This is a genomic window from Sphingomonas arabinosi (genome assembly GCF_036663715.1).
Lineage (GTDB): Bacteria > Pseudomonadota > Alphaproteobacteria > Sphingomonadales > Sphingomonadaceae > Sphingomonas.
This window is the reverse complement of sequence record NZ_JAXOJN010000002.1, coordinates 64,102-84,548: the sequence shown is the minus strand read 5'-3', so window position 1 is coordinate 84,548 and position 20,447 is coordinate 64,102. Positions and strand designations below refer to the sequence as shown.

General features: G+C 65.9%; 16 protein-coding genes. 8 read left to right on the top strand and 8 right to left on the bottom strand.

The window, feature by feature from the left end; translation table 11 throughout:
* Positions 1 to 50 precede the first annotated feature (50 nt).
* The 4 genes from U1708_RS03370 to U1708_RS03355 form a co-directional block, all read right to left on the bottom strand.
* Positions 51 to 2,678: a cation-translocating P-type ATPase gene (locus U1708_RS03370; protein WP_332742746.1), complete on the bottom strand. Its 2,628-nt coding sequence runs from the start codon at positions 2,676 to 2,678 to the stop codon at positions 51 to 53.
* Positions 2,675 to 3,616: a L,D-transpeptidase gene (locus U1708_RS03365; RefSeq protein ID WP_332742744.1), complete on the bottom strand. Its 942-nt coding sequence runs from the start codon at positions 3,614 to 3,616 to the stop codon at positions 2,675 to 2,677. The genes U1708_RS03370 and U1708_RS03365 overlap by 4 nt, the downstream gene beginning before the upstream one ends.
* 105 nt (positions 3,617 to 3,721) lie before the next feature.
* Positions 3,722 to 4,462, bottom strand: coding sequence for a VIT1/CCC1 transporter family protein (locus tag U1708_RS03360; protein WP_332742742.1), 741 nt, complete (start codon positions 4,460 to 4,462; stop codon positions 3,722 to 3,724).
* Positions 4,462 to 5,112, bottom strand: coding sequence for a BON domain-containing protein (locus U1708_RS03355; RefSeq protein ID WP_307084824.1), 651 nt, complete (start codon positions 5,110 to 5,112; stop codon positions 4,462 to 4,464). The genes U1708_RS03360 and U1708_RS03355 overlap by 1 nt, the downstream gene beginning before the upstream one ends.
* Positions 5,113 to 5,296: 184 nt before the next feature.
* Here U1708_RS03355 and U1708_RS03350 point away from each other — a divergent pair, with 184 nt between their 5' ends.
* The 4 genes from U1708_RS03350 to U1708_RS03335 all read left to right on the top strand — a co-directional run bounded on the left by U1708_RS03350 (position 5,297) and on the right by U1708_RS03335 (position 9,077).
* Complete coding sequence (locus U1708_RS03350; RefSeq protein ID WP_332742738.1) at positions 5,297 to 6,115, top strand: universal stress protein; 819 nt, start codon at positions 5,297 to 5,299, stop codon at positions 6,113 to 6,115.
* A gap of 256 nt (positions 6,116 to 6,371) precedes the next feature.
* On the top strand, positions 6,372 to 7,931 hold the full coding sequence (locus tag U1708_RS03345) for a PAS domain-containing sensor histidine kinase (protein WP_332742736.1): 1,560 nt from the start codon (positions 6,372 to 6,374) through the stop codon (positions 7,929 to 7,931).
* Complete coding sequence (locus U1708_RS03340) at positions 7,924 to 8,556, top strand: response regulator transcription factor (RefSeq protein WP_332742734.1); 633 nt, start codon at positions 7,924 to 7,926, stop codon at positions 8,554 to 8,556. Before U1708_RS03345 ends, U1708_RS03340 begins: the two co-directional genes overlap by 8 nt.
* An 83-nt stretch (positions 8,557 to 8,639) precedes the next feature.
* Positions 8,640 to 9,077, top strand: coding sequence for a response regulator transcription factor (locus tag U1708_RS03335; RefSeq protein WP_332742732.1), 438 nt, complete (start codon positions 8,640 to 8,642; stop codon positions 9,075 to 9,077).
* Between the two features lie 54 nt (positions 9,078 to 9,131).
* On the opposite strand, the gene U1708_RS03330 is transcribed toward U1708_RS03335, so the two are convergent.
* The 4 genes from U1708_RS03330 to U1708_RS03315 form a co-directional block, all read right to left on the bottom strand.
* Positions 9,132 to 9,416, bottom strand: a complete 285-nt coding sequence (locus U1708_RS03330; protein WP_332742730.1) for a hypothetical protein — start codon at positions 9,414 to 9,416, stop codon at positions 9,132 to 9,134.
* 128 nt (positions 9,417 to 9,544) lie between these two features.
* On the bottom strand, positions 9,545 to 10,573 hold the full coding sequence (locus U1708_RS03325) for an acetate/propionate family kinase (RefSeq protein ID WP_332742728.1): 1,029 nt from the start codon (positions 10,571 to 10,573) through the stop codon (positions 9,545 to 9,547).
* On the bottom strand, positions 10,561 to 12,945 hold the full coding sequence (locus U1708_RS03320) for a phosphoketolase family protein (protein WP_332742725.1): 2,385 nt from the start codon (positions 12,943 to 12,945) through the stop codon (positions 10,561 to 10,563). Before U1708_RS03320 ends, U1708_RS03325 begins: the two co-directional genes overlap by 13 nt.
* Positions 12,946 to 12,947: 2 nt before the next feature.
* Positions 12,948 to 13,628, bottom strand: coding sequence for an NAD(P)H-dependent oxidoreductase (locus U1708_RS03315; RefSeq protein ID WP_332742723.1), 681 nt, complete (start codon positions 13,626 to 13,628; stop codon positions 12,948 to 12,950).
* 335 nt (positions 13,629 to 13,963) lie between these two features.
* Here U1708_RS03315 and asd point away from each other — a divergent pair, with 335 nt between their 5' ends.
* The 4 genes from asd (at position 13,964) to U1708_RS03295 (ending at position 20,443) form a co-directional block, all read left to right on the top strand.
* Positions 13,964 to 14,815: an archaetidylserine decarboxylase gene (gene asd, locus U1708_RS03310; RefSeq protein WP_332742721.1), complete on the top strand. Its 852-nt coding sequence runs from the start codon at positions 13,964 to 13,966 to the stop codon at positions 14,813 to 14,815.
* A gap of 520 nt (positions 14,816 to 15,335) precedes the next feature.
* Positions 15,336 to 18,533 carry a TonB-dependent receptor gene (locus tag U1708_RS03305; RefSeq protein ID WP_332742719.1) on the top strand — a complete coding sequence of 1,066 codons (3,198 nt, stop codon included), beginning with the start codon at positions 15,336 to 15,338 and terminating at the stop codon, positions 18,531 to 18,533.
* A gap of 153 nt (positions 18,534 to 18,686) precedes the next feature.
* Positions 18,687 to 19,406 (top strand): SapC family protein, encoded by a 720-nt coding sequence (locus tag U1708_RS03300; protein WP_332742717.1) that lies wholly within the window; start codon positions 18,687 to 18,689, stop codon positions 19,404 to 19,406.
* Positions 19,407 to 19,411: 5 nt separating this feature from the next.
* Positions 19,412 to 20,443 carry a cupin-like domain-containing protein gene (locus U1708_RS03295; RefSeq protein ID WP_332742715.1) on the top strand — a complete coding sequence of 344 codons (1,032 nt, stop codon included), beginning with the start codon at positions 19,412 to 19,414 and terminating at the stop codon, positions 20,441 to 20,443.
* Positions 20,444 to 20,447 lie beyond the last annotated feature (4 nt).

Genomic DNA, 20,447 nt, shown 5'->3' with positions numbered 1-20,447 from the left:
CGCCAGTGCCGCGACAAGGGTCGCGGCGCTGGCGATCGGAACGACCACAGTCATCGACGTCGCTGCCACAGTCCGACCGCAAATTTGGTCGCTTCGGTGACGACTATCGTCCCGACCACCGCAGCGGCGCAGAACCGCAATGTCGCAGCCGATACCGGCGAGGTGCCGAGCACCCCGCCGAGCGGTGGCCACAGCATCGCGGTCGCCTGCAACACCAGCGCGATGCCGACGCCGAGCAGCAGCCACGCGTTCGACAATAGCGGTTCGCGGAAAATCGAACGGCGCTCGCTGCGCATGCACAATACGTAGACGTTCTGGAACAGCACCGTCATCAGCAACACCGCGTTCTGGATTTCGGCGAGCGGGTGCCCCTCGGCGCGCATCTGCGACACCAGGTACAGCGCGAGCCCGGTCATCAACAACGCGGGCGGGATCATCAGCGCGATCGCGCTCCGGTCCAGGATCGGCGCGGTCGGCGGACGCGGCGGCTGGCGCAGTTCGTCGCCCTCGCCGCGGCCAAAGCCGAGCATCACGTCCTGCGCACCGTTGGTGACGAGATTGAGCCACAACAGCTGCACCGCGGTCAGCGGCATCGGCAGGCCGAGGACGACGGCACCAATGAACATGCCGATCTCCGCAATCCCGGTGGCGAGCAGGATGATGACGATCCGCCGGACGTTGGCATAGGTCACGCGGCCCTCCTCGACACCGGCGACGATCGATGCGAAATTGTCGTCGGCCAGCACGAGGTCGGCGGCGCCGCGGGCGACGTCGGTGCCGGCGACGCCCATCGCCACGCCGATATGCGCCGCCTGGAGCGCGGGCGCATCGTTGACGCCGTCGCCGGTGACCGCAACCAGTTCACCGCTGGCGGCGAGGATGCGGACGATCTCGAGCTTCTGCACCGGCTCGATCCGCGCGAACACGCGGCCACCGAGCACCAGCGCGGCGAGTTGCTCGGGTTGGCCCGCGAGTTCCGTCATCTGCGTGCCGGTGACGACCTGCTCCGCCGCGACCTCAAGTCCGAGCCCACGGGCGATCGTCAGGGCGGTGCCGGGATGGTCGCCGGTGACCATCCGCACGCCGATCCCCGCCTCGGCACAGCGCGCGATCGCCGCCGGGACTTCGGGGCGAACCGGGTCGATCAGCCCGATCCAGCCGAGCAGGACGAGATCGGTCGGCGCCGTCGGATCGGTGGTCGTGGCGCCATCCGATGCAGCGACCGCGATCACGCGATAGCCTTCACCGGCCATCGCCAGCGCGGCGGCGAACGCGGCAGGGTCGATCGGACTACACATCTGCCGGATGATCTCGGGCGCACCCTTGGCGAACACGCGGACGCCCTGCCCCTCCGCCACCGCGACGGTCGAGAATTTGCGGACCGGTTCGTAAGGCAGAGCCGCGGTCCGCGCGACCGCATGCAGCGCGGCCAGATCCTCGCCGCCCTCGCCCGCGAACCGCAGCAGCGCGACGTCGACCGAATCTCCGACGGGCTCACCGTCCGGGCCGATCGATGCCTCGTTGCAAAATGCGGCGGCGCGACGCATCTCCGCCAGACTGTCCGCAGGCCAGTCGGCGCTCGCGAAAATCCGTCCGTCGGCGAGCAGTATTTTCTCCACCGAAAGGATGTTCCGCGTCAGCGTGCCGGTCTTGTCGCTGGCGATGATCGTGCACGCGCCCAGCCCCTCGACCGCGGGCAGCGAGCGGACGATCACTTTTCGCGCCGCCATCCGCCGGGTCCCCGCGGCCAGCGCGACCGTCACCGCGATCGACAGGCCTTCGGGAATCGCCGAGACCGCGAGCGCGACCGCGAGCAACAGGATCTGGTCGCCCGGCCGCCCCTGCATCAACAAAACGAACGCGAACGGGATGATCAGCGCGATGGTCGCGATGCTGATCTGTCGCGCCAGCCGGTCGAGCCGGACGACGAGCGGTGGCGGCGTCGCCTTGGCGGTCCGCAACGAGGCGTCGATCGCCCCCAGCGCCGTATCGGCCCCGGTCGCGACGACGACGCCGGTACCCCGCCCCTGCTCGATCATCGTGCCCGCCAGCACCATCGTCGTCCGCTCGCCCGGCGGCGTGGCGGCGGGCAGCAGCGCCGTCTGATCCTTCGCGACCGCCACGGATTCACCGGTAAAGGTCGACTGGTCGACGCGCAGAGCGCTGCTCGACGAGAGACGGATATCGGCGGGCACGGCCATGCCGCTCTCCAGCGCGACGACATCGCCAACGACGATTGCGCGCGCGTCGACCACCGATATCGCGCCGCCGCGCAGGACGGTCGCGGTCTGGCCGATCATCCGGCCGAGCGCGGCGAGGCTGTCCGCCGCCTTGCTCTCCTGCACCGTGCCGATCGCCGCGTTGACGAGCAGCACGACACCGATGAACCCCGCATCGGTGCGGTGGCCGAGCCCGAGCGAGATCGCTGCCGCCGCGATCAGCAGGTAGATCAGCGGACTGTTGAACTGTCGCGCGAACAGCAATAGCGTCGAGGGCGACGGCGGTGGTGCGAGTTCGTTCGGACCGTCATGGAGCAGGCGTGCGGCGGCATCCCTCGCGCTCAGGCCGGTCGCGCTGGTATCGAGTAGCGCCATCACGCGCGCCGGAGACGTGGCATGCCATGGTCGCGGGGTGGTACGCTGGTCTTGCAGCTGGTCGATTGGGCGCTCGGCGATCATTGCCCGGTCGCTTCGATGATCGTAACCGGAGTACCGGTGCCCGCGCTCGCCAACGTCTCGCGCGTCACCAGCAGAGTCGTACCGGGCGTCATCACGGTCGCGAGCGCAGCGCGGAATCCTTCCGTTAGATGCCCCTTGGCGCGATCCTCTGCGGTCAGTTCGCCGACCCTCGGATCGCCGGGCAACGGCAGGCGCAGCCAATGCTCGCCGTCCGCATCGATCGATTGCAGCGTAAACGCCGAGGTTTGCTCGATCGGCGCATCGAACGCGATGGCGCCGGAACCGATCTCGATCCCGTTGCGCAGCACGACCACCCGCTTGTCGCGCCCGCTGATCACGATCGAGACGGGCCCCTTGGGCGACAGCGCCGGGCTCCACACGAAGTCCCCGCCCTCAGATCCTGCCGACGTCAGCATGCCCGGCTTGGCGGCCACCACCGGAACGCGCGCGTCCTGCGTGATGACGACGGTGATCCCCAGCCGGGTGATCCCGAACAGCAGTTTCGCGAACGCGGGCGGCAGACGGATGCAGCCATGCGACGCGGGGTAGCCCGGCAGATTGCCCGCATGCATCGCAATGCCGTCCCAGGTCAGCCGCTGCATGAACGGCATCGCTGCGTCCTTGTAGAGGTTCGACACGTGATCCACGTCCTTCTGGAGCACGGTGAAGACCCCGGTCGGCGTCGCATGGCCATCGCTGCCGGTCGACACGGTCGAGACCCCGATCGCCACGCCGTTGCGATAGGCATAGGCCTTTTGCGCGGCGAGGCTGACGATCACCGTGACGGGGCCGGCGGGTGCTATCTCGGGCGCCCAGAGATATTCGCCGGGCTTGAGTTGCTCGATCCGGCCGTCGATGCTCGGCGGTATCTGCGCCGAAGCCGTGGTCGCGAAAACAAGGGCGAGCGCGAGGCTGCACGTCAGGCGGCGCGTCGTCATGATGGGATCCGATCGTAGAGGTGTCGCCGAACAGCGCGGTCGACCAGACGCTACCGATCGGGCCGCACCCGCATCACCATCGGAAACTACGCACCGCGATGCGCATCACACCGCGCCGCCGATCAGTTTTCCGATCGCCGCGGTCGCCGCCATCGCGAACGCCCCCCAGAAAGTGACGCGGAGCGTGCCGCGCCAGACGATCGCGCCGCCGGTCTTCGCGCCGATCGCGCCGAGCAGCGCCAGGAACAGCAACGAGCCGATCCCCACCGCCCAAACGAGCAGCCCCGGCGACACCACGAACACAGTCAGCAACGGCAGCGCCGCGCCGACCGTGAAGCTCGCCGCAGACGCGAACGCCGCCTGCACCGGCCGCGCGCGCGTCCCGAGCGGGATGTCGAGTTCGTCGCGGGCATGCGCGCCGAGCGCATCCTTCGCCATCAACTGCGCAGCGACCGTCGTGGCGGTAGCCTCGTCCACCCCGCGCGCGACGTAGATCGCCGCGAGTTCGGCCAGCTCACCGCCCGGATCGTCGACCAGCTCGCGCCGCTCCCGCGCAAGTTCGGCATTCTCGGTATCCGCCTGCGCGCTAACCGACACATACTCGCCCGCTGCCATCGACATCGCGCCGGCGACCAGCCCAGCCGTCCCCGCGATGACGATAGCGGTAGTCGGAGCGCTCGTATGGTCCGCACCCGAAGCAGACGCCGCCGCGACGCCGATGATCAGGCTCGCGGTCGACACGATCCCGTCATTGGCGCCGAGCACCGCCGCGCGAAGCCAGCCGATCCGTTCGACGACATGACGTTCGCCGTCGCTGGCGCCGTGGCTGGAGATCGCGCGGGCCATCACGCGATTTCGAGCATGTTCTCGACCTTCACCGCGCCCGGCGCCGCCCAGGCAGTGCGCTCGGCGACCATCCGGTCGTGCGGCGAATCGACCGATCCAGTTAGTCGTACGGTGCCGCCATCGACCGACACCTTGATCGTGTCGCCATCGAAGAACCACGACCGGTGCAGCGCGGTGCGGATGTCGTTGCTGACATCGGTGACGTCGACGAGCGGCTTCAGCGTGATGTGGTTGACCACGCCGACCACGCCAGCGAGCGGCCGCACCGCCGTCTCGGCCGCGTCTCTCTGGAAATGCCAGCGCACCTCGCCGCGCAGGCTGACCCAGCCGTCCTCGACCTGCGCCTTGATGCAGTCGGCCGGGATCGTCGTGTCCCAGGACAGCCGCTCGACGATCGCGCTGGCAATCGCCTCGTCGCCACGCTTGAAGCGGTCCTCCAGTTGCACTTCGATCTTCTCCGCGACTGCCTTCACCCCGTCAACGCGCGCCGCGGCACGCTCGGCGGCATATTTCGCCGCATAGCTGCCCGCGTGGCCACTCAGCGTGACGACGCCGTTGTTCGCGGTGACGCCGATATGCCCGGCGGGCACGCTCGGATCCCAGTTGAGTTCGGCGAGTACGGCCTTCTGCAATCTTGCGTCGTGGGACATGACACTCTCCTGAAGCGACGCGGGGAGGCCCGGCCGATGATCGCGAGCCTATCGATCCGGCCGATCGCCGACAGCGTCGGGAACTACGCACATGCCGGGGGGCCGGCGGCGCACCTGCGTAATTCCCGATACTTTCGCGCCCCCGCCTGAACGCCGAAAGCTCGGCGAAAGAGGGAGACCGCGCATGACCTATTCGACCCTGATGGTGCATCTCGACGGCGGGCACGCCAACGCCGCCTTGCTCGACGTCGCGGCCACGCTCGCCGACCAATATGACGCGGCGGTGATCGGCATCGCCGCCTGCCAGCCGGTCCAGATCGGCACGTGCGACGGCTATCTCGGCGGCGACTATGCGGTGATCGAGCGCGACATCGTCGCCGGCGAACTGGCCCGCGCCAAGACCGAGTTCCACGCGCACGAACGGCTCGCGCGGCATACGCTCGAATGGCGCTCGATCCCGACGCTCGCCAACATCGCGCACGTCGTGGCGGAGAATGCGCGCGCCGCCGACCTCGTCATCACCAGTGCAGGGCCAGGCTTCGCCGACCTGGCGACGCATGCCGATACCGGCGATCTGATCCTGCGCGCGGGTCGCCCCGTGCTGGTCGTCCCCGACGGCGCCGCCACCGCCAAGTTCGAAACCGTCATGGTCGCCTGGACCGACACGCGCGAATGCCGCCGCGCGATCAGCGATGCGCTGCCGATGCTTCACGCGGCCGATCGGGTCGTCATCGCCGAGGTGGCGATCGACGCGATCGACGCGCGAGGGCCGATCGACGATGCCGCCGCCTGGCTCGCGCGCCACGGCGTCGACGCGGACAAGATCGTCGCGCGGATGAAGGGCACCAGCATCGACACGCTCGCCGCGGTCGCCGACGAGGTCGAGGCCGATCTCGTCGTCGCAGGCGCGTATGGCCATAGCCGGATCCGCGAATGGGCGTTCGGCGGCGTCACCCGCGACCTGCTGCTGCGCGACCGGCGCTGCACCTTGTTGTCGCACTGAGTCATGACCGGGGACGGCAAGTATTTGCGACCGTTCGCGGCGGTGAACGCAAGACTAGCGATCGGCGGGACGATATTGTCGGCAATCACGATTATCGAAGGATTATTGGCGTATAGTGGATATTTCGCTTAACATGGGTCATGTTCCGATGTCGGAGGTCGAAACCTCGACGCCCGACGGATCGGAATCGTCCGCAGGACAAGGCCCCCGTCTCAATGACTTGCCGCTTCGTGCCACGAGCAACCGCGCCGCCCGCATGATCGCGTCGCAATCCCCCGACGGTACTGCCGCATCCGTCGCGCGCGGCGATGCGACGCTGGCCGAGGAACTGGGGCTGCTGATCGACGGCGCGACGACCTATGCGATCTACATGCTCGATCCGCAGGGCCGCGTGACGATCTGGAACCGCGGCGCCGAGCGGATCAAGGGCTGGGCCGAGGCGGAGATCATCGGCCGCGACGTCGCCGTCTTCTACCCGGCCGACGATATCGTCGCGGGCAAGCCCGAGGCCGACCTCGCCCGCGCGCATGCCTGCGGCCGGATCGAGGAGGAGAGCTGGCGGGTGCGCAAGGACGGCTCCGAGTTTCTCGCCGCGATCACGATCACCGCGCTGCACGACGAGGCCGGCGCGCTGCGCGGGTTCGGCAAGGTCATCCGCGACATCACGCATGAAAAAGCCGCGGAGGCCGCGATCGTCCGCCGCGAACATCACCTTCGCTCGATCCTCAACACCGTCCCCGACGCGATGATCGTGATGAACGAGAACGGCATCGTCGCCTCGTTCAGCGCGGCCGCCGAACTCGTCTTCGGCTACACCGCAAGCGAGGTGGTCGGCCAGAACGTCGCGATGCTGATGCCGCACACCGACGCGCGCGATCACGACGCGCACCTGCGGAAATACCGCCACACCGGCGAGCGCCACGTGATCGGCAACGTCCGCCTCGAACGCGCGATGCGCAAAGGCGGCGAGACGTTCCCGATCGAGCTCGCGGTCGGCGAGGCGTCGATCGGCGGCGAACGGATCTTCACCGGCTTCATCCGCGACCTCACCAACCGCCACGCGACCGAGCGGCGGCTGAAGGAACTCCAGTCCGAACTCGTCCACGTCTCCCGCGTCAGCGCGATGGGAACGATGGCGTCGACGCTGGCGCACGAGATCAATCAGCCGCTGACCGCGATCGCCAATTATCTCGAAGCCACGCGGGCGATGATCGGTAACAGCGACGATCCGCTGTTGGCCGACGTAGCCGAGGCGCTGGACCTGGCGGCGGCACAGTCGTTGCGCGCGGGGACGATCGTCCGGCGGCTGCGCGCGTTCGTCGACGGCGGCGACACCGGGTTTCGCGACGAACGGCTCGACCTGCTCGTCGAGGAGGCGACCAGCCTCGGCCTGCTCGGCGCGCACGAGGCGGGCATCACGGTGACCAGGCACGTCGCGCCGGGCGACGTCATGGTGCTGGTCGATCGAATCCAGATCCAGCAGGTGCTGGTCAATTTGATCCGCAACGCGATTCAATCGATGACGTGCTCGCCCGCCAAGGTGCTGACGATCGCCACCGCGCCCGAACGCGAGGGCTGTATGCAGATCACCGTCGCCGACACCGGCACCGGCATCGACACCGCCGTCCGCGCGCGCCTGTTCGAGGCGTTCGCGACCACCAAGGAGGACGGCATGGGCCTCGGCCTATCGATCTGCCGGACGATCGTCGAGGCGCATGGCGGGCGAATCTGGGCTGAGGGCGTCGCCACCGGCGGCACCGCGTTCCACTTCACCGTGCCGCTGGCCGCACTGCCCGAAAGCGAAATCCATGACTGACAAAAACCGCACGGTGCACATCGTCGACGACGACGAGGCGATCCGCCAGTCGGTCGGCTTCCTGCTGCGCAAGGCCGGCTACGCGGTCGAGACCTATCCCGCCGGCACGCATTTCCTCAAGGCCGTCACGCGCGAGACGCGGGGTTGCGTGCTGCTCGACGTCCGGATGCCCGATCTCGACGGGTTCGAGGTTCAGGCGCGTCTTGCGCAGACCGGCATCGCGCTGCCGGTGATCATGCTGACCGGCCACGGCGACGTGACGCTCGCGGTCCGCGCGATCAAGGCGGGAGCGATCGAATTCCTCGAAAAGCCGTTCGAACGTAGTGCGTTGCTGGCCGCGATCGAGTCCGCACTGGCCCACGCCGCACGGTCCGACCGCGAGCACCTCGCCGCCGCCGACGCCATCGTTAGGCTTGCCGCACTTACCCCGCGCGAACGCGACGTGCTCGACGGCATGGTGCTCGGCCGCCCGAACAAGCTGATCGCCTACGACCTCGACATCGCCACCCGCACCGTCGAAGTCCACCGCGCCAATCTGATGGAGAAACTGGCGGCGCGCAGCCTGTCGGACGTCCTGCGCATCGCGTTCGCGGCGGGGCTGGGCGAGACCGCCGAGCCCGCCTGACGCCCCGCACCCAACCCTCGCCTTCTACGTACAGACGCCGCGCAGTACGCATGTCATCCACGGTCTGGACAAAGGACCGCCCGATGATCGACCAGCCCACCTTCACCCATGACGGCATCGGCGTTTCGCTGGTCGACGGCGACCCAGTGATCCGACGCGCACGCCAGATCATGCTGGTTTCCGAACGCTACGACGTCCGTTCCTACGCGACCTGCGCCGCGCTGCTCGCCGACCCGCGATCGCGCGACGTCTCGTGTATCGTCATCGATGTCGTGGGGGACGGCGAAGAGAGCGGCGGCGCAGAAGGGGGCGGCATGGCCGCGCTCCACGCGATGCGCGCCTCGGGTTGGCGGGGGAAGGCGATCCTGCTCGACAGCGGACCGCCCTTGCCTGCGCTGGTCCACGCGGCCGAACGCCACGGCGACCGCATCCTCGACCGCGCCTCCGGCGACGCCCCCCTCCTCACCGCGATCGCCGCCTCGATCGACCGCGGCTGGTCTGGCTGGAACGCTCAGGGTTGAAACGAAAGGCCGGGGATACCCCCGGCCTTCACCTGTTCCACGTCGCTTGGCGCCTCAACAAGCGAGCTTAAGCGTGAGGCGAGGCCGGGCTGTTGCCTTGCGCAGCGCCGGCGGCGGCACCGCGCGCTCGACCCGGATCATACGCCGCGGGATCCCACCCACGGGCTCGGCGATCAGACAGGGCAGCGTTGCGCCGAGTGCCGCCAGCGTCTCGCCATACAACCGCGCGAGCGTCTCGTGCGCGGCGCGCGCGCACGGCCCGACAGCAGCGTCGGCCATCGCGCGCGTGGCGTCCAGGCGACGCTGGAAATAGAGCATCTCGGTATGGATAGCGTTCATGACTAAGTCCCCCCGGTTCGCCATCGCCACCGCATGATGCGGGTATCTAAGGGCTGGTCCGTATCAAGACAGTAGCGCGCGGGAACGAAGCCGTCGGGCCTCGGAAAGCACGTACCTCGCGGAGGTCGTCAGGCGATTGCGGCGGCGTGGAGCGCGATCTGCGCGTCCTCCTGCGAGGGCAGTATCCGGATGTCGAGCCCGGGCAACCAGGCAAGACCCGCACGGATCGCCCGACCGGTCGCCGCATCGTTCTCGCCGATTCCGCCCGTGAGCACGAGCATGTCGGCACCGCCCAGCGAGGCGATCATCGCCGCGACCTGCTTGCACACCGACCGCTCGAACATCCGAAGCGCTAGGTCAGCCTCGTCGGTCGCGGCGGCGCGAAGAACCCGCATGTCGCCGGACAGACCGGATACGCCAGCCATGCCGGATAAGTGATCGACCAGCGTCGCCAAGGCCGAGGCATCCAGTCCGGTCTCGCGCAGGAGATACAACAGCACGCCAGGATCGAGATCGCCCGTCCGCGTCGCCATCATCACGCCGCCGGACGGGGTCAGCCCCATGCTGGTGTCGATCGAGCCGCCATTGTGCACCGCGGTCACGCTCGCGCCATTGCCGAGATGCGCGATCACCAGCCGAGCGGGCCTGTCATCGCCGAGCTGCCGGACGATCGACTCGCAGGACAGCCCGTGGAAGCCATAGCGCCGCACCCCGCCTGCCCGATACGCGCGCGGGATCGGCAGCGTGCTCGCGACGTCGGGCATCCCCGCATGGAACGCCGTGTCGAAGCACGCGACCTGCGGCACGCCCGGATAGCGCGCCCCCGCCGCCCGGATCAGCGCCAATGACGCCGGCCCGTGCAGTGGCGCGAACGCACATGCCGCTTCCAGATCCGCCATCACCGCATCGTCGATCCGACAATGCGCGTCGCGATGCGGCCCACCGTGGACGATCCGGTGACCGATCACGGTAGGTGTCGCCTCCCCCTTCAACGCGGTCTCGATCGTATCGAAGAAGCGCCCGTGGTCGTCCGTCGTTTCGATCGTCCCGCCGACCAGCAGGACCGGATCGCCATCGACTGCGTAAAGCCCATATTTCAGCGACGACGACCCGCTGTTGAGCGCCAGAACTACCGCGGCCCCCTTCACCTCGACCATTGCCAGTCACGCACCTCCGGAAGATCGTCGCCCTGCTCGGCGATATACAGCTTGTGGCGTTCCATCGTCGTCCAATAGCGCGCCGTCTCGCGCGGCACCCGGTCCTTGAACCGCGGAATCCGCTCGATCGCATCCAGCGCCAGCCGGTACCGGTCGAGGTCGTTCAGCACGACCATGTCGAACGGCGTCGTCGTCGTCCCCATCTCCTTGTAGCCGCGGACATGGATGTTCGCGTGGTTCGCCCGCCGATACGTCAGCTTGTGGATCATCGCCGGATAACCATGGAACGCGAAGATCACCGGCGTGTCGCGCGTGAACAGCGCATCGAACTCGCGCTCGTCGAGCCCGTGCGAATGTTCGGAGCGCGGCTGCAACACCATCAGGTCGACCACGTTCACCACCCGGATACGGATGTCGGGCACATACTCCCGCAACAGCGTCACCGCCGCCAGCGTCTCCAGCGTCGGCACGTCGCCCGCACATGCCATCACCACGTCGGGATCGGCATCGTTGCCGGCCCATTCCCAGATCCCCGCGCCCGCGGTGCAGTGCCGCACCGCCGCGTCGATCCCAAGCCATTGCCACTCAGGCTGCTTCCCCGCGACGATCACGTTCACATAGCCGCGGCTGCGCAGGCAATGATCGCCGACCGACAACAGGCAGTTCGCATCGGGCGGCAGGTAGATCCGCGTCACGTCCGCGGTCTTGTTCGCGACGTGATCGATGAACCCCGGATCCTGATGCGACAGTCCGTTATGATCCTGCCGCCAGACATGCGAGGTCAGCAGGTAATTGAGCGACGCGATCGGCCGCCGCCACGGGATCGTCCTGGTCGTCTTCAGCCACTTGGCGTGCTGGTTGACCATCGAATCGACGATGTGGACGAACGCCTCGTAGCACGAGAACAGTCCGTGGCGCCCGGTCAGCAGATACCCTTCCAGCCAGCCCTGGCAGAGATGCTCGCTCAGCACCTCCATCACGCGGCCATCGGTACTCAGATGCTCGTCGACCGCATCGATCTCCGCCATCCAGACCTTGCCCGACACGTCGTACACGTCGGCAAGCCGGTTCGACGCGGTCTCGTCCGGCCCGAACAGGCGGAAGTTCACGCTCGCCAGATTGAGCTTCATGACGTCGCGCAGATACCGCCCGAGCACCCGCGTCGCCTCCGCCTTCACCGTGCCCGGCGCGTCCACCGGCACTGCAAAGCTGCGGAAGTCGGGCAGCGACAAAGGCACCATCAGCTCGCCGCCATTGGCATGCGGATTCGCGCCCATCCGCCGATGCCCGGTCGGCGCGAGCGATGCGTATTCCTCCAGGAACTTGCCGTTCGCGTCGAACAGCTCCTCGGGCCGATAACTCCGCATCCACGTCTCGAGCTGTCGCAGATGCTCGGGATCCTTGAAATCCGCGATCGGCACCTGATGCGCGCGCCACGTGCCCTCGACCGGCTTGCCGTCGACGAACTTCGGCCCGGTCCAGCCCTTCGGTGTGCGGAACACGATCATCGGCCAGCGCGGCCGCTCAGGCGTGACGCCCTCGATCCGCGCCGCCGCCTGGATCGCCCGGATCTTCGCCAACGCCTTGTCGAGCGCCGCGGCCAGCTGCTGGTGGACCGCCGCCGGATCGCTCCCGCCGACATAATAGGGCTCATGCCCATAGCCGCGCAGCAACGCGTCGAGCTCATGCCCGTCGATCCGCGCGAGGATCGTCGGGTTGGCGATCTTGAAGCCGTTGAGGTGCAGGATCGGCAGCACCGCACCGTCTCGTGCAGGGTTGAGGAACTTGTTCGAATGCCAGCTCGCCGCCAGCGCGCCGGTCTCCGCCTCGCCGTCGCCGACCACGCACGCGACGATCAGGTCGGGATTGTCGAACGCCGCGCCGTACGCGTGCGCCAATGAGTAACCGAGCTCACCGCCCTCGTGGATCGACCCCGGCGTCTCGGGCGCGACATGGCTCGGGATACCACCCGGCCACGAGAACTGCCGGAACAGCCGGTGCATGCCCGACCGGCTCCGCTCGATCGCAGGATAGCGTTCGGTGTACGAGCCCTCCAGATAGGTATTCGCGACCAGCCCCGGCCCGCCATGCCCCGGCCCGATGATGTTGATCATGTCGAGGTCGTGCTCGACGATCAGCCGGTTGAGATGGACGTACAGGAAGTTCAGCCCCGGCGTCGTCCCCCAATGCCCGAGGAGCCGCGGCTTGACGTCGGCGATCGTCAGCGGCCGCTCGAGCAGCGCGTTGTCGCGCAGATAGATCTGCCCGACCGACAGGTAATTCGCCGCCCGCCAATACGCGTCCATCCGGCGCAGCATGTCGTGGGACAAGGGGTGCGTCTTGGTCGGTGCGAGCATTGCGGTATCAGCCATCTTCAATTCCCCATCCGAGCGACGAGCGCAGGGTCCGCCAGCAGCGCCTCGTCCCCGAACGCGATCTGCGCACAGGTCCGCTGCGCCTGGACCGCAACCTCGCGTAGATACTGGTCGGCAAAGCGCGTGCTCAGCCCCGGCACGATATGCGCGAACCGACGATGCTCCTGCGATCGCATCCCGAACGCGTGCACCAGATACTGGTCGAACACGCTGTTCAGCCCCTGCCCCTGGCCCTGCTCGTCGAGCCAGACCTTGCTGGCTGCCGAGGTCGAGAAACTCACCAGCCGCTTGCCGCCGAGCAGGTCGGTCCGCGCGCGGTCCTGCATCGCCTCGGGCTGCACGCCCGCGCCGAACACGCGTTCGACATAGCCTTTGAGCATCGCCGGCGGCGTCCCGAACCAGATCGGGTAGACCAATACGAACACGTCGCACCCTGCGATCGCATCCACCTCGGCGATGGCGTCAGGCCCATATACCGCAGCGACATTGGTCGGCCGCTCCGCCGCCTTCAGCACGGGATCGAACCCGATCGCATACAGGTCGCGCAGCACGACCTCCTGCCCCGCCGCACGGACGGCATTGCAATAGGCCCCGGCAATCGCATGATTGAAGCTCGACGGATCGGGATGGCACAGGATCACCGCATGGCGCCCTCGTGTCGTAGCTTGCTCGCCCACCATCGTTTGATCCTCGCCAAAGCGTCACGATCCCTGTCAAGCTGCAGCGAAGAGCAGCTTCGTCCTCCAGGGTATCTAGTCGGAGAGGTTTACCGGCCGACAGCCCGCGGAGTGACCCTCGGGAACTACGCAGGCCGCACCCCGGCGACGGCGTCGCTCGCCGAGCGTTCACGGTCTAAACGAGGCTGCTCGGTCTCGGCCGGACGCTCGTTCATGCTCGAAAATCGTGTCGTACTGGCGGTTTGCTCGTAAGTGCGTCACGATGCCGCGTCACTGAACGGACTTTCAACACGCGACCCGCCGGTTCATGACCATAGAGAAATGGTTTCGAGGTTTTGATGTCCGATCGCCTGACAGTCCTGCTCCAGCACGTGCTGCCCAAGCAACGCCTGACCCGTTTTGCCGGTCGGATCGCCAGCGCCGAGCGCGGCGCGATGACCACCCGGCTGATCCGCTGGTTCGTCGGTCGATACGCCGTCGACATGAGCGAAGCCGCAAATGCGGACATCGCCAGCTACAAGAGCTTCAACGACTTCTTCACCCGCTCCCTGAAACCCGGCGCCCGTCCGATCGCGACCGTTGATTTCGTCTGCCCGGTCGACGGCGCGATCAGCCAGTTCGGTGCGATCGACGATCATCACATGGTGCAGGCGAAGGGACATCGGTTCACCACGACCGAGTTGGTCGGCGGCGACGCCACGCTGGCCGCTCACTTCCGCCACGGCTGCTTCGCCAACCTGTATCTGTCCCCCAGCGATTACCACCGCCTGCACATGCCCTGCGACGGCAAGCTCACGCGCATGATCTACGTGCCGGGCACGCTGTTCTCAGTGAACCCGGTGACGGCGCGCGGCGTGCCGAACCTGTTCGCGCGCAACGAACGGGTGGTTTGCGTCTTTGAATCGGCGGACCATGGCCCGTTCGTCATGGTGCTCGTCGGCGCAACCATCGTCGGGAGCATGGCGACCGTGTGGCACGGCGTGGTCAACGCGAAGCGCACCGGCAAGATCTCCGAATGGACGTACACCGATCAGGACGTCCGGTTGAAGAAGGGCGAGGAAATGGGCCGCTTCCTGCTCGGCTCGACGATCGTGATGATGTTCGGACACGGAACTATCATGTTCAACGAAGAATGGGCGCCGGAACGTAAGGTGCGCTTGGGCGAACTGATGGGCAATCGAACGGCCTGACCTTATCGTACGCCGCGTGTTAGCAGAGGGACGAGCCACGGCTTTGGCTGACGTGTTCGAAGCGGCAATCCTCGCCAGCCCATCAGCAATCGACCACGTAGCTGTTCACCAGTAGGGTTGTCGGCAAAGTCTCCGATTCAAGAAAACGATCGGATATGATCGGTGTCTCGTCGTCCGATTCCCTCGCCAATAGACCGATGACTTCTGGCGTCTACGAGTGGCAGATTTCCTGTCATAATAGTGCCGAATTTATCACACGTTGGGAACATTGTTACGAAGACAGCCATGAGCTTCTCCGAGCATAAGAAGATGCCTAGCGATAAGATCGCTGTGTAAGCCTCTGCAAGACAAGCCGTTCTCGTAATCTCATACGGTGTCCCGCTCGGACAGAAGTTAACCCACCGCACAGGCACGCGTTACTGTTGTTGACACTAGCTCGGCAAATGGTAGCCCTATCATATGCGGCAACGACCGTGTGCACTCCGGCCTGATCAGGGCGGCCGGGAATAGGGGAGGATTAATGATGAAATTTCCGCGCGCGCTCGCGTATTCGGTTTCGACTATCGCCGTAGTGGCATGCTTTGCGACGACGGCCACCGCGCAGACGGCCACTACTCCGGCTGTCCCAGGCACTCAGACCACCACCACCGTACAGCAGACGGCACCCGGCACGGCTCCAGTCGCCGACAGCCTCAGTGCTGGCCCAGGTAGCCCAGACGGTCCGACCGACGAGATCGTCGTTACCGGCATCCGCGCCAGCCTTGGCCGCGCGATCGACATCAAGCGTAATTCCGCGGGCGTCGTCGACGCCATCTCGGCCGAAGATATCGGCAAGTTCCCCGACACCAACCTCGCGGAGTCGCTGCAGCGGATCACCGGCGTGTCGATCACCCGCGCCAACGGCGAAGGCTCGCAGGTCGCGGTCCGCGGCTTCAGCGGCGGCTTCAACCTGGTTACGCTGAACGGTCGCCAGCTCGCGTCGACCAGCATCGATACCAGCACCGGCAACGCTTTCGCGGTCGGTACCGGCCGCTCGTTCGACTTCCAGAATCTGGCGTCCGAAGGCGTCGCCACGCTGGAGGTCTACAAGACCGGCCGTTCCAACATCCCGTCGGGCGGCATCGGCGCGGCGATCAACGTCGTCACCCGCCGGCCGCTGGACGCCCGCGAGGACGGGTTCTCCGGTTCGATCGGCGCAAAGGCGCTTTACGACAGCTCGGTCGAGAAGGCAGAGGCCAATCTCAAGAAGGTCACCCCTGAGCTTTCGGGCCTGATCAACTGGAAAAACCCTTCCGAAACCTTCGGCATCAACCTGTTCGGCAGCTATCAGCTTCGTGAATCGGCATCGGTCCAGTCCAATCCGAATTATTGGAACATCGTTACGCTGGACAGTTTCCTGAATACCACGACGTATATCAGCCCGACGACGAACATCACGAACCGTCCGACTACGCCGTACGTTCAGATCCCGAACGACAGCCGCTACCAGTTCTCCGAAAACCGTCGCGAGCGCCTTAACGGCCAGGCGAACATCCAGTTCAAGCCAACGGACCGGCTGGAGATCACCGTCGACGGCCTGTACGCCCGCAACAAGCTGAGCGACGAGCGCAGCGAGCAGACCAACTGGTTCCAGCGGCCGTTCAGCGACATCACGTTCGACGACAACAAGCAGATGCAGTCCGCGATCATCCTTGCCGAGGCCAAGCAGGCGGACAAGGGTTACGAGCAGCAGCGGTTCGCCACCAAAACCGAGCTCTATTCGGTTGGCGGCAATCTGAAGTGGAACTTCACCGACGCGCTGTCGCTGAAGCTCGACGCGAACCACTCCAAGTCGACCACCGATCCGGACAATGCGAACGGCACCTCGGCGACGACGATCTCGATTGGCGCACCGGTGCGTGCGACCCACAAGGTCGATTTCTCCAACGGCTTCCCGCAGCAGTCGGAAACGCTCAACGATTGCAACGCGACCAACGGCGGCCGCGGCGGCAATTGCAACAACCTGCTCGACATCGGCGATCTCGGCACGCAGATCGCGCGTGAGATTTTCTCCAAGCAGGAGTCGAAGGTCAACCAGTACAACGCCGAATTGGGCTGGGACCTGGGCAACCAGAGCCGTTTCGTGGTCGGCGGCAACTTTGTGGACGCTCAGATCCACTCGACGAGTTCCAACACGCAGCAGCTTCTGGGTGACTGGGGCATCACGGACACCGGCATCGTCGAACGGCTCGCAGGCGACCTCGTCAGTACCTATTGCATGACGTGCAAGTTCGATAAGTATAATCCGAACTCGACCGGGTCGGCGCTGGTTGCCTTCCGCGCGGATGCGGTCGACCTGCTCGATATCTTCTCGCCATATTACCAGAACGTGCCTGGGCGCGGCCGCATTGTGCAGGGCTCGTCGGACAATAGGGTCGGCGAGAAGACCTGGGCGATCTATGGCCAGATGGCCTGGCACGGCGACATCGGCGGACGAAGCGCGAATGCCCTTATCGGTGCCCGCTACGAGCAGACCCGGGTCAATTCGCTTGCGCTCCAGACGATCCCGTCGGCGCTGGAGTGGCAGTCGGACAACGACTTTGCGATCCTCGGCGGCGCGGCCGGTGGCGCAGTCAGCGTCAAGTCGAAGTATGACAACCTGCTGCCATCGCTCGACTTCAACATCGAGGTGGTCGACAATGTGGTAGCACGTACCTCGTTCAGCCGGACACTGGCACGTGCCGATTATGGCAGCCTGTTCGCGTCCGTGACGGCCAACGCGCCGACCCGTCCAACCGCGCTTGGATCTGGATCGGCTCCCGCAAACCGGCAGAATCCAGGGCTGTTGCCGCTGGTTTCGGACAATTTCGATGTGTCGGTCGAGTGGTACTACAAGCCTACGAGCTTCGTCTCGGCTGGCTTCTTCAACAAGAGCGTGCGCAACTTCGTCGGCAACCAGGTCAGCAACGGCAACCTGTTCGGGTTGCGCGATCCGGGTTCGGGCGCGGCGGGGTCGCGGTCCGGCACTGCGCTGGATTATCTCCGGACGAACAATATCGCCACGACCGACGAAAACCTGTTCGCCTACACCGCGCTGTTGCAGCAGAGTGGCGGCAACCGGGCGGCAGCGACGGCAGCCTTCCAGAATGGCTTCGATGCCACCACGGGTACGTTCCGCGGTACGTTCTACACCGACCTTGCCCTCGCGGTTAACCTCGTCGGTGATGCCGCCGATCCGCTCGTCAACTTCGCGATCAGCGAGCCGATCAACAACCGAGAGGCGAACATCCACGGCTTCGAAGTCGCCTGGACCAACTTCTTCGGTCAGACCGGCTTCGGCTTCGCGGTTTCGTACACGAAGGTCAGCGGCGACGTGAATGTCGATCCGTATGCCGATCCGAACGTCAACATCTTCGCGCTCACCGGGCTTGGCGACAGCGCCAACCTGACGGCGATCTACGACAAGAACGGTATCTCGGCACGCGTCTCGTACAACTGGCGTGACAAGTATCTTGCCGCGACCAACCAGGGCGACAACCGCAATCCGCTGTTCACGGCGGCGTTCGGTACGCTGGACGGCAGCATAAGCTACGACGTCACGCCCGCCTTCTCGGTCTCGCTCGAGGCGGTGAATTTGACCAGCGAACCGTTCCGTCAATATGCGCGGACCGAGACGAATCTGGTCTACGTCCAGGAGCTCAAGCCACGCTTCTATCTCGGCGCGCGCTACCGCTTCTGATGATGGCGAAAGGGGGTGGGTGGATCTTGGCCCACTCCCTTCGCCACCACTTGAAGGGCCGCCGCCATGCCGTGCGGCGGCCTTTTCTTTTTCTTTTGTCGGCCGCCATCGCGCTGATAGACCTGCTACAACACCAGGACCGGACCGGAGCGGATGAACCCCGTACAGATCAACAATGTCGACCACGCCGATTTGCGCGTCAGCCCGCGCGCAGGCGCCGCATTCGGCGACGCCGCCAACCAGGCGCTGATCTTCCCCGCCGAGTTCGAGGACATCCAACGCGAATTTGCCATTATATTTCGCCACCGCGAAAACGGCCTACAAGCCTATGCACTTTTAGGACTCGACCGCGACGAGAATCTATTTCTCTCCGACGACTATTGGACGAGCCGCTATGTGCCCGCCAGTCACCAGCGCGGCCCCTTCTCGATCGGGATGGCCCGAGCTGCCGATGACGAAATTGGCGAGCCTATGCTGCATGTCGATTTCGACGACACACGGGTGGGCGATACTGCGGGCCTACCATTATTCCTCGAACATGGCGGTAATACGCCGTACCTCGACCATATTACCGGCGTGCTGCGCCTGCTGTACGAGGGGATCGAAACCGCGCCGGCAGCCTATGCCGCGCTCGATGAGGCTGCGCTCCTTACGCCGGTAACGCTCACCGTCGATGTCAGCGAAGAGCGTCGCTATACCGTGCCCGACGTACTGGTCGTGGACATCGAGCAACTCGCCGCCCTGACGGGGGAACCGCTAGAACGGCTACATAAATCGGGCGTGCTACGTCTTGCTATCCTCGCCGCAGCATCGCTCGGCAATGTCCAGCAGTTGATCGCCCGCAAGCAAACGCTGTTGAGCCAGGCCGGTTGAACGCGATGCCGGAAATTACGCGCCGCACGCGTGTAATCGAAGGGGCGAGCGCCGTCAGCGCGCCCGTGGCGGATCTGATCGCCGACGGCCGCCCGGTGATTCTACGCGGGATCGCGCGCGACCTGCCGCTGGTCGCTGCCGGGCTGGAAGGCGCGGAGTCGGCAATGACGTGGCTCAAGCAGTTCGATGGCGGTCGTCCGGTCACGGCGTATCTGGGCGATCCGACGATCGGTGGCCGCTTCGGCTATTCGGACGATTGCACTGGGCTAAACTTCAAGCGGGAGAGCGGTTCGCTTTCCGGCTATCTCGATCAGCTACTCGCCAGCCTCGACGATCCGGATGCACCCACCATCTATATCGGCTCGACCGACATCGATCTGTATCTGCCTGGCCTTCGTGCGCAGGCGGCGTTGCCGTTCGGCGACGCGCAACTCGTAGAGAACCCGCCGCTGGTCAGTATCTGGATCGGCAATCGCACCGTCGCCTCGACGCATTACGACATGTCGAACAACCTGGCGTGCTGCATGGTCGGCCGGCGGCGCTTCACGCTTTTCCCGCCCGAGCAGGTCGCCAATCTCTACCCCGGGCCGCTGGAGCCAACGCCTGGCGGGCAGGTGGTGAGCATGGTCAACCTCGGCGCACCCGATCTCGACCGTTACCCGCGCTTTGCCGAGGCGTTGGCGCACGCAGAGGTTGCCGAGCTCGAGCCGGGTGACGTGCTGCTCTACCCTGCCCTGTGGTGGCACAATGTCGAGGCGCTGGACGCCTTCAACGTGATGATCAACTATTGGTGGAACGCGGTGCCGCGGTTCATGGATACGCCGATGAACACGCTACTCCATGGCCTGCTGTCGCTGCGTGACCGGCCCGAGCACGAGAAGCGGGCGTGGCGCGCGATGTTCGACTATTACATCTTCAGCCCGGCAGAGCAGGCCGGTGCGCACCTGCCTGAGCACGCACGCGGCGAACTCGCGCCTTTGGATGCGATGTCGGCGCGGCGGTTGCGCGCCAAAATCCTCCAGCGCATCAACCGATAGGAAC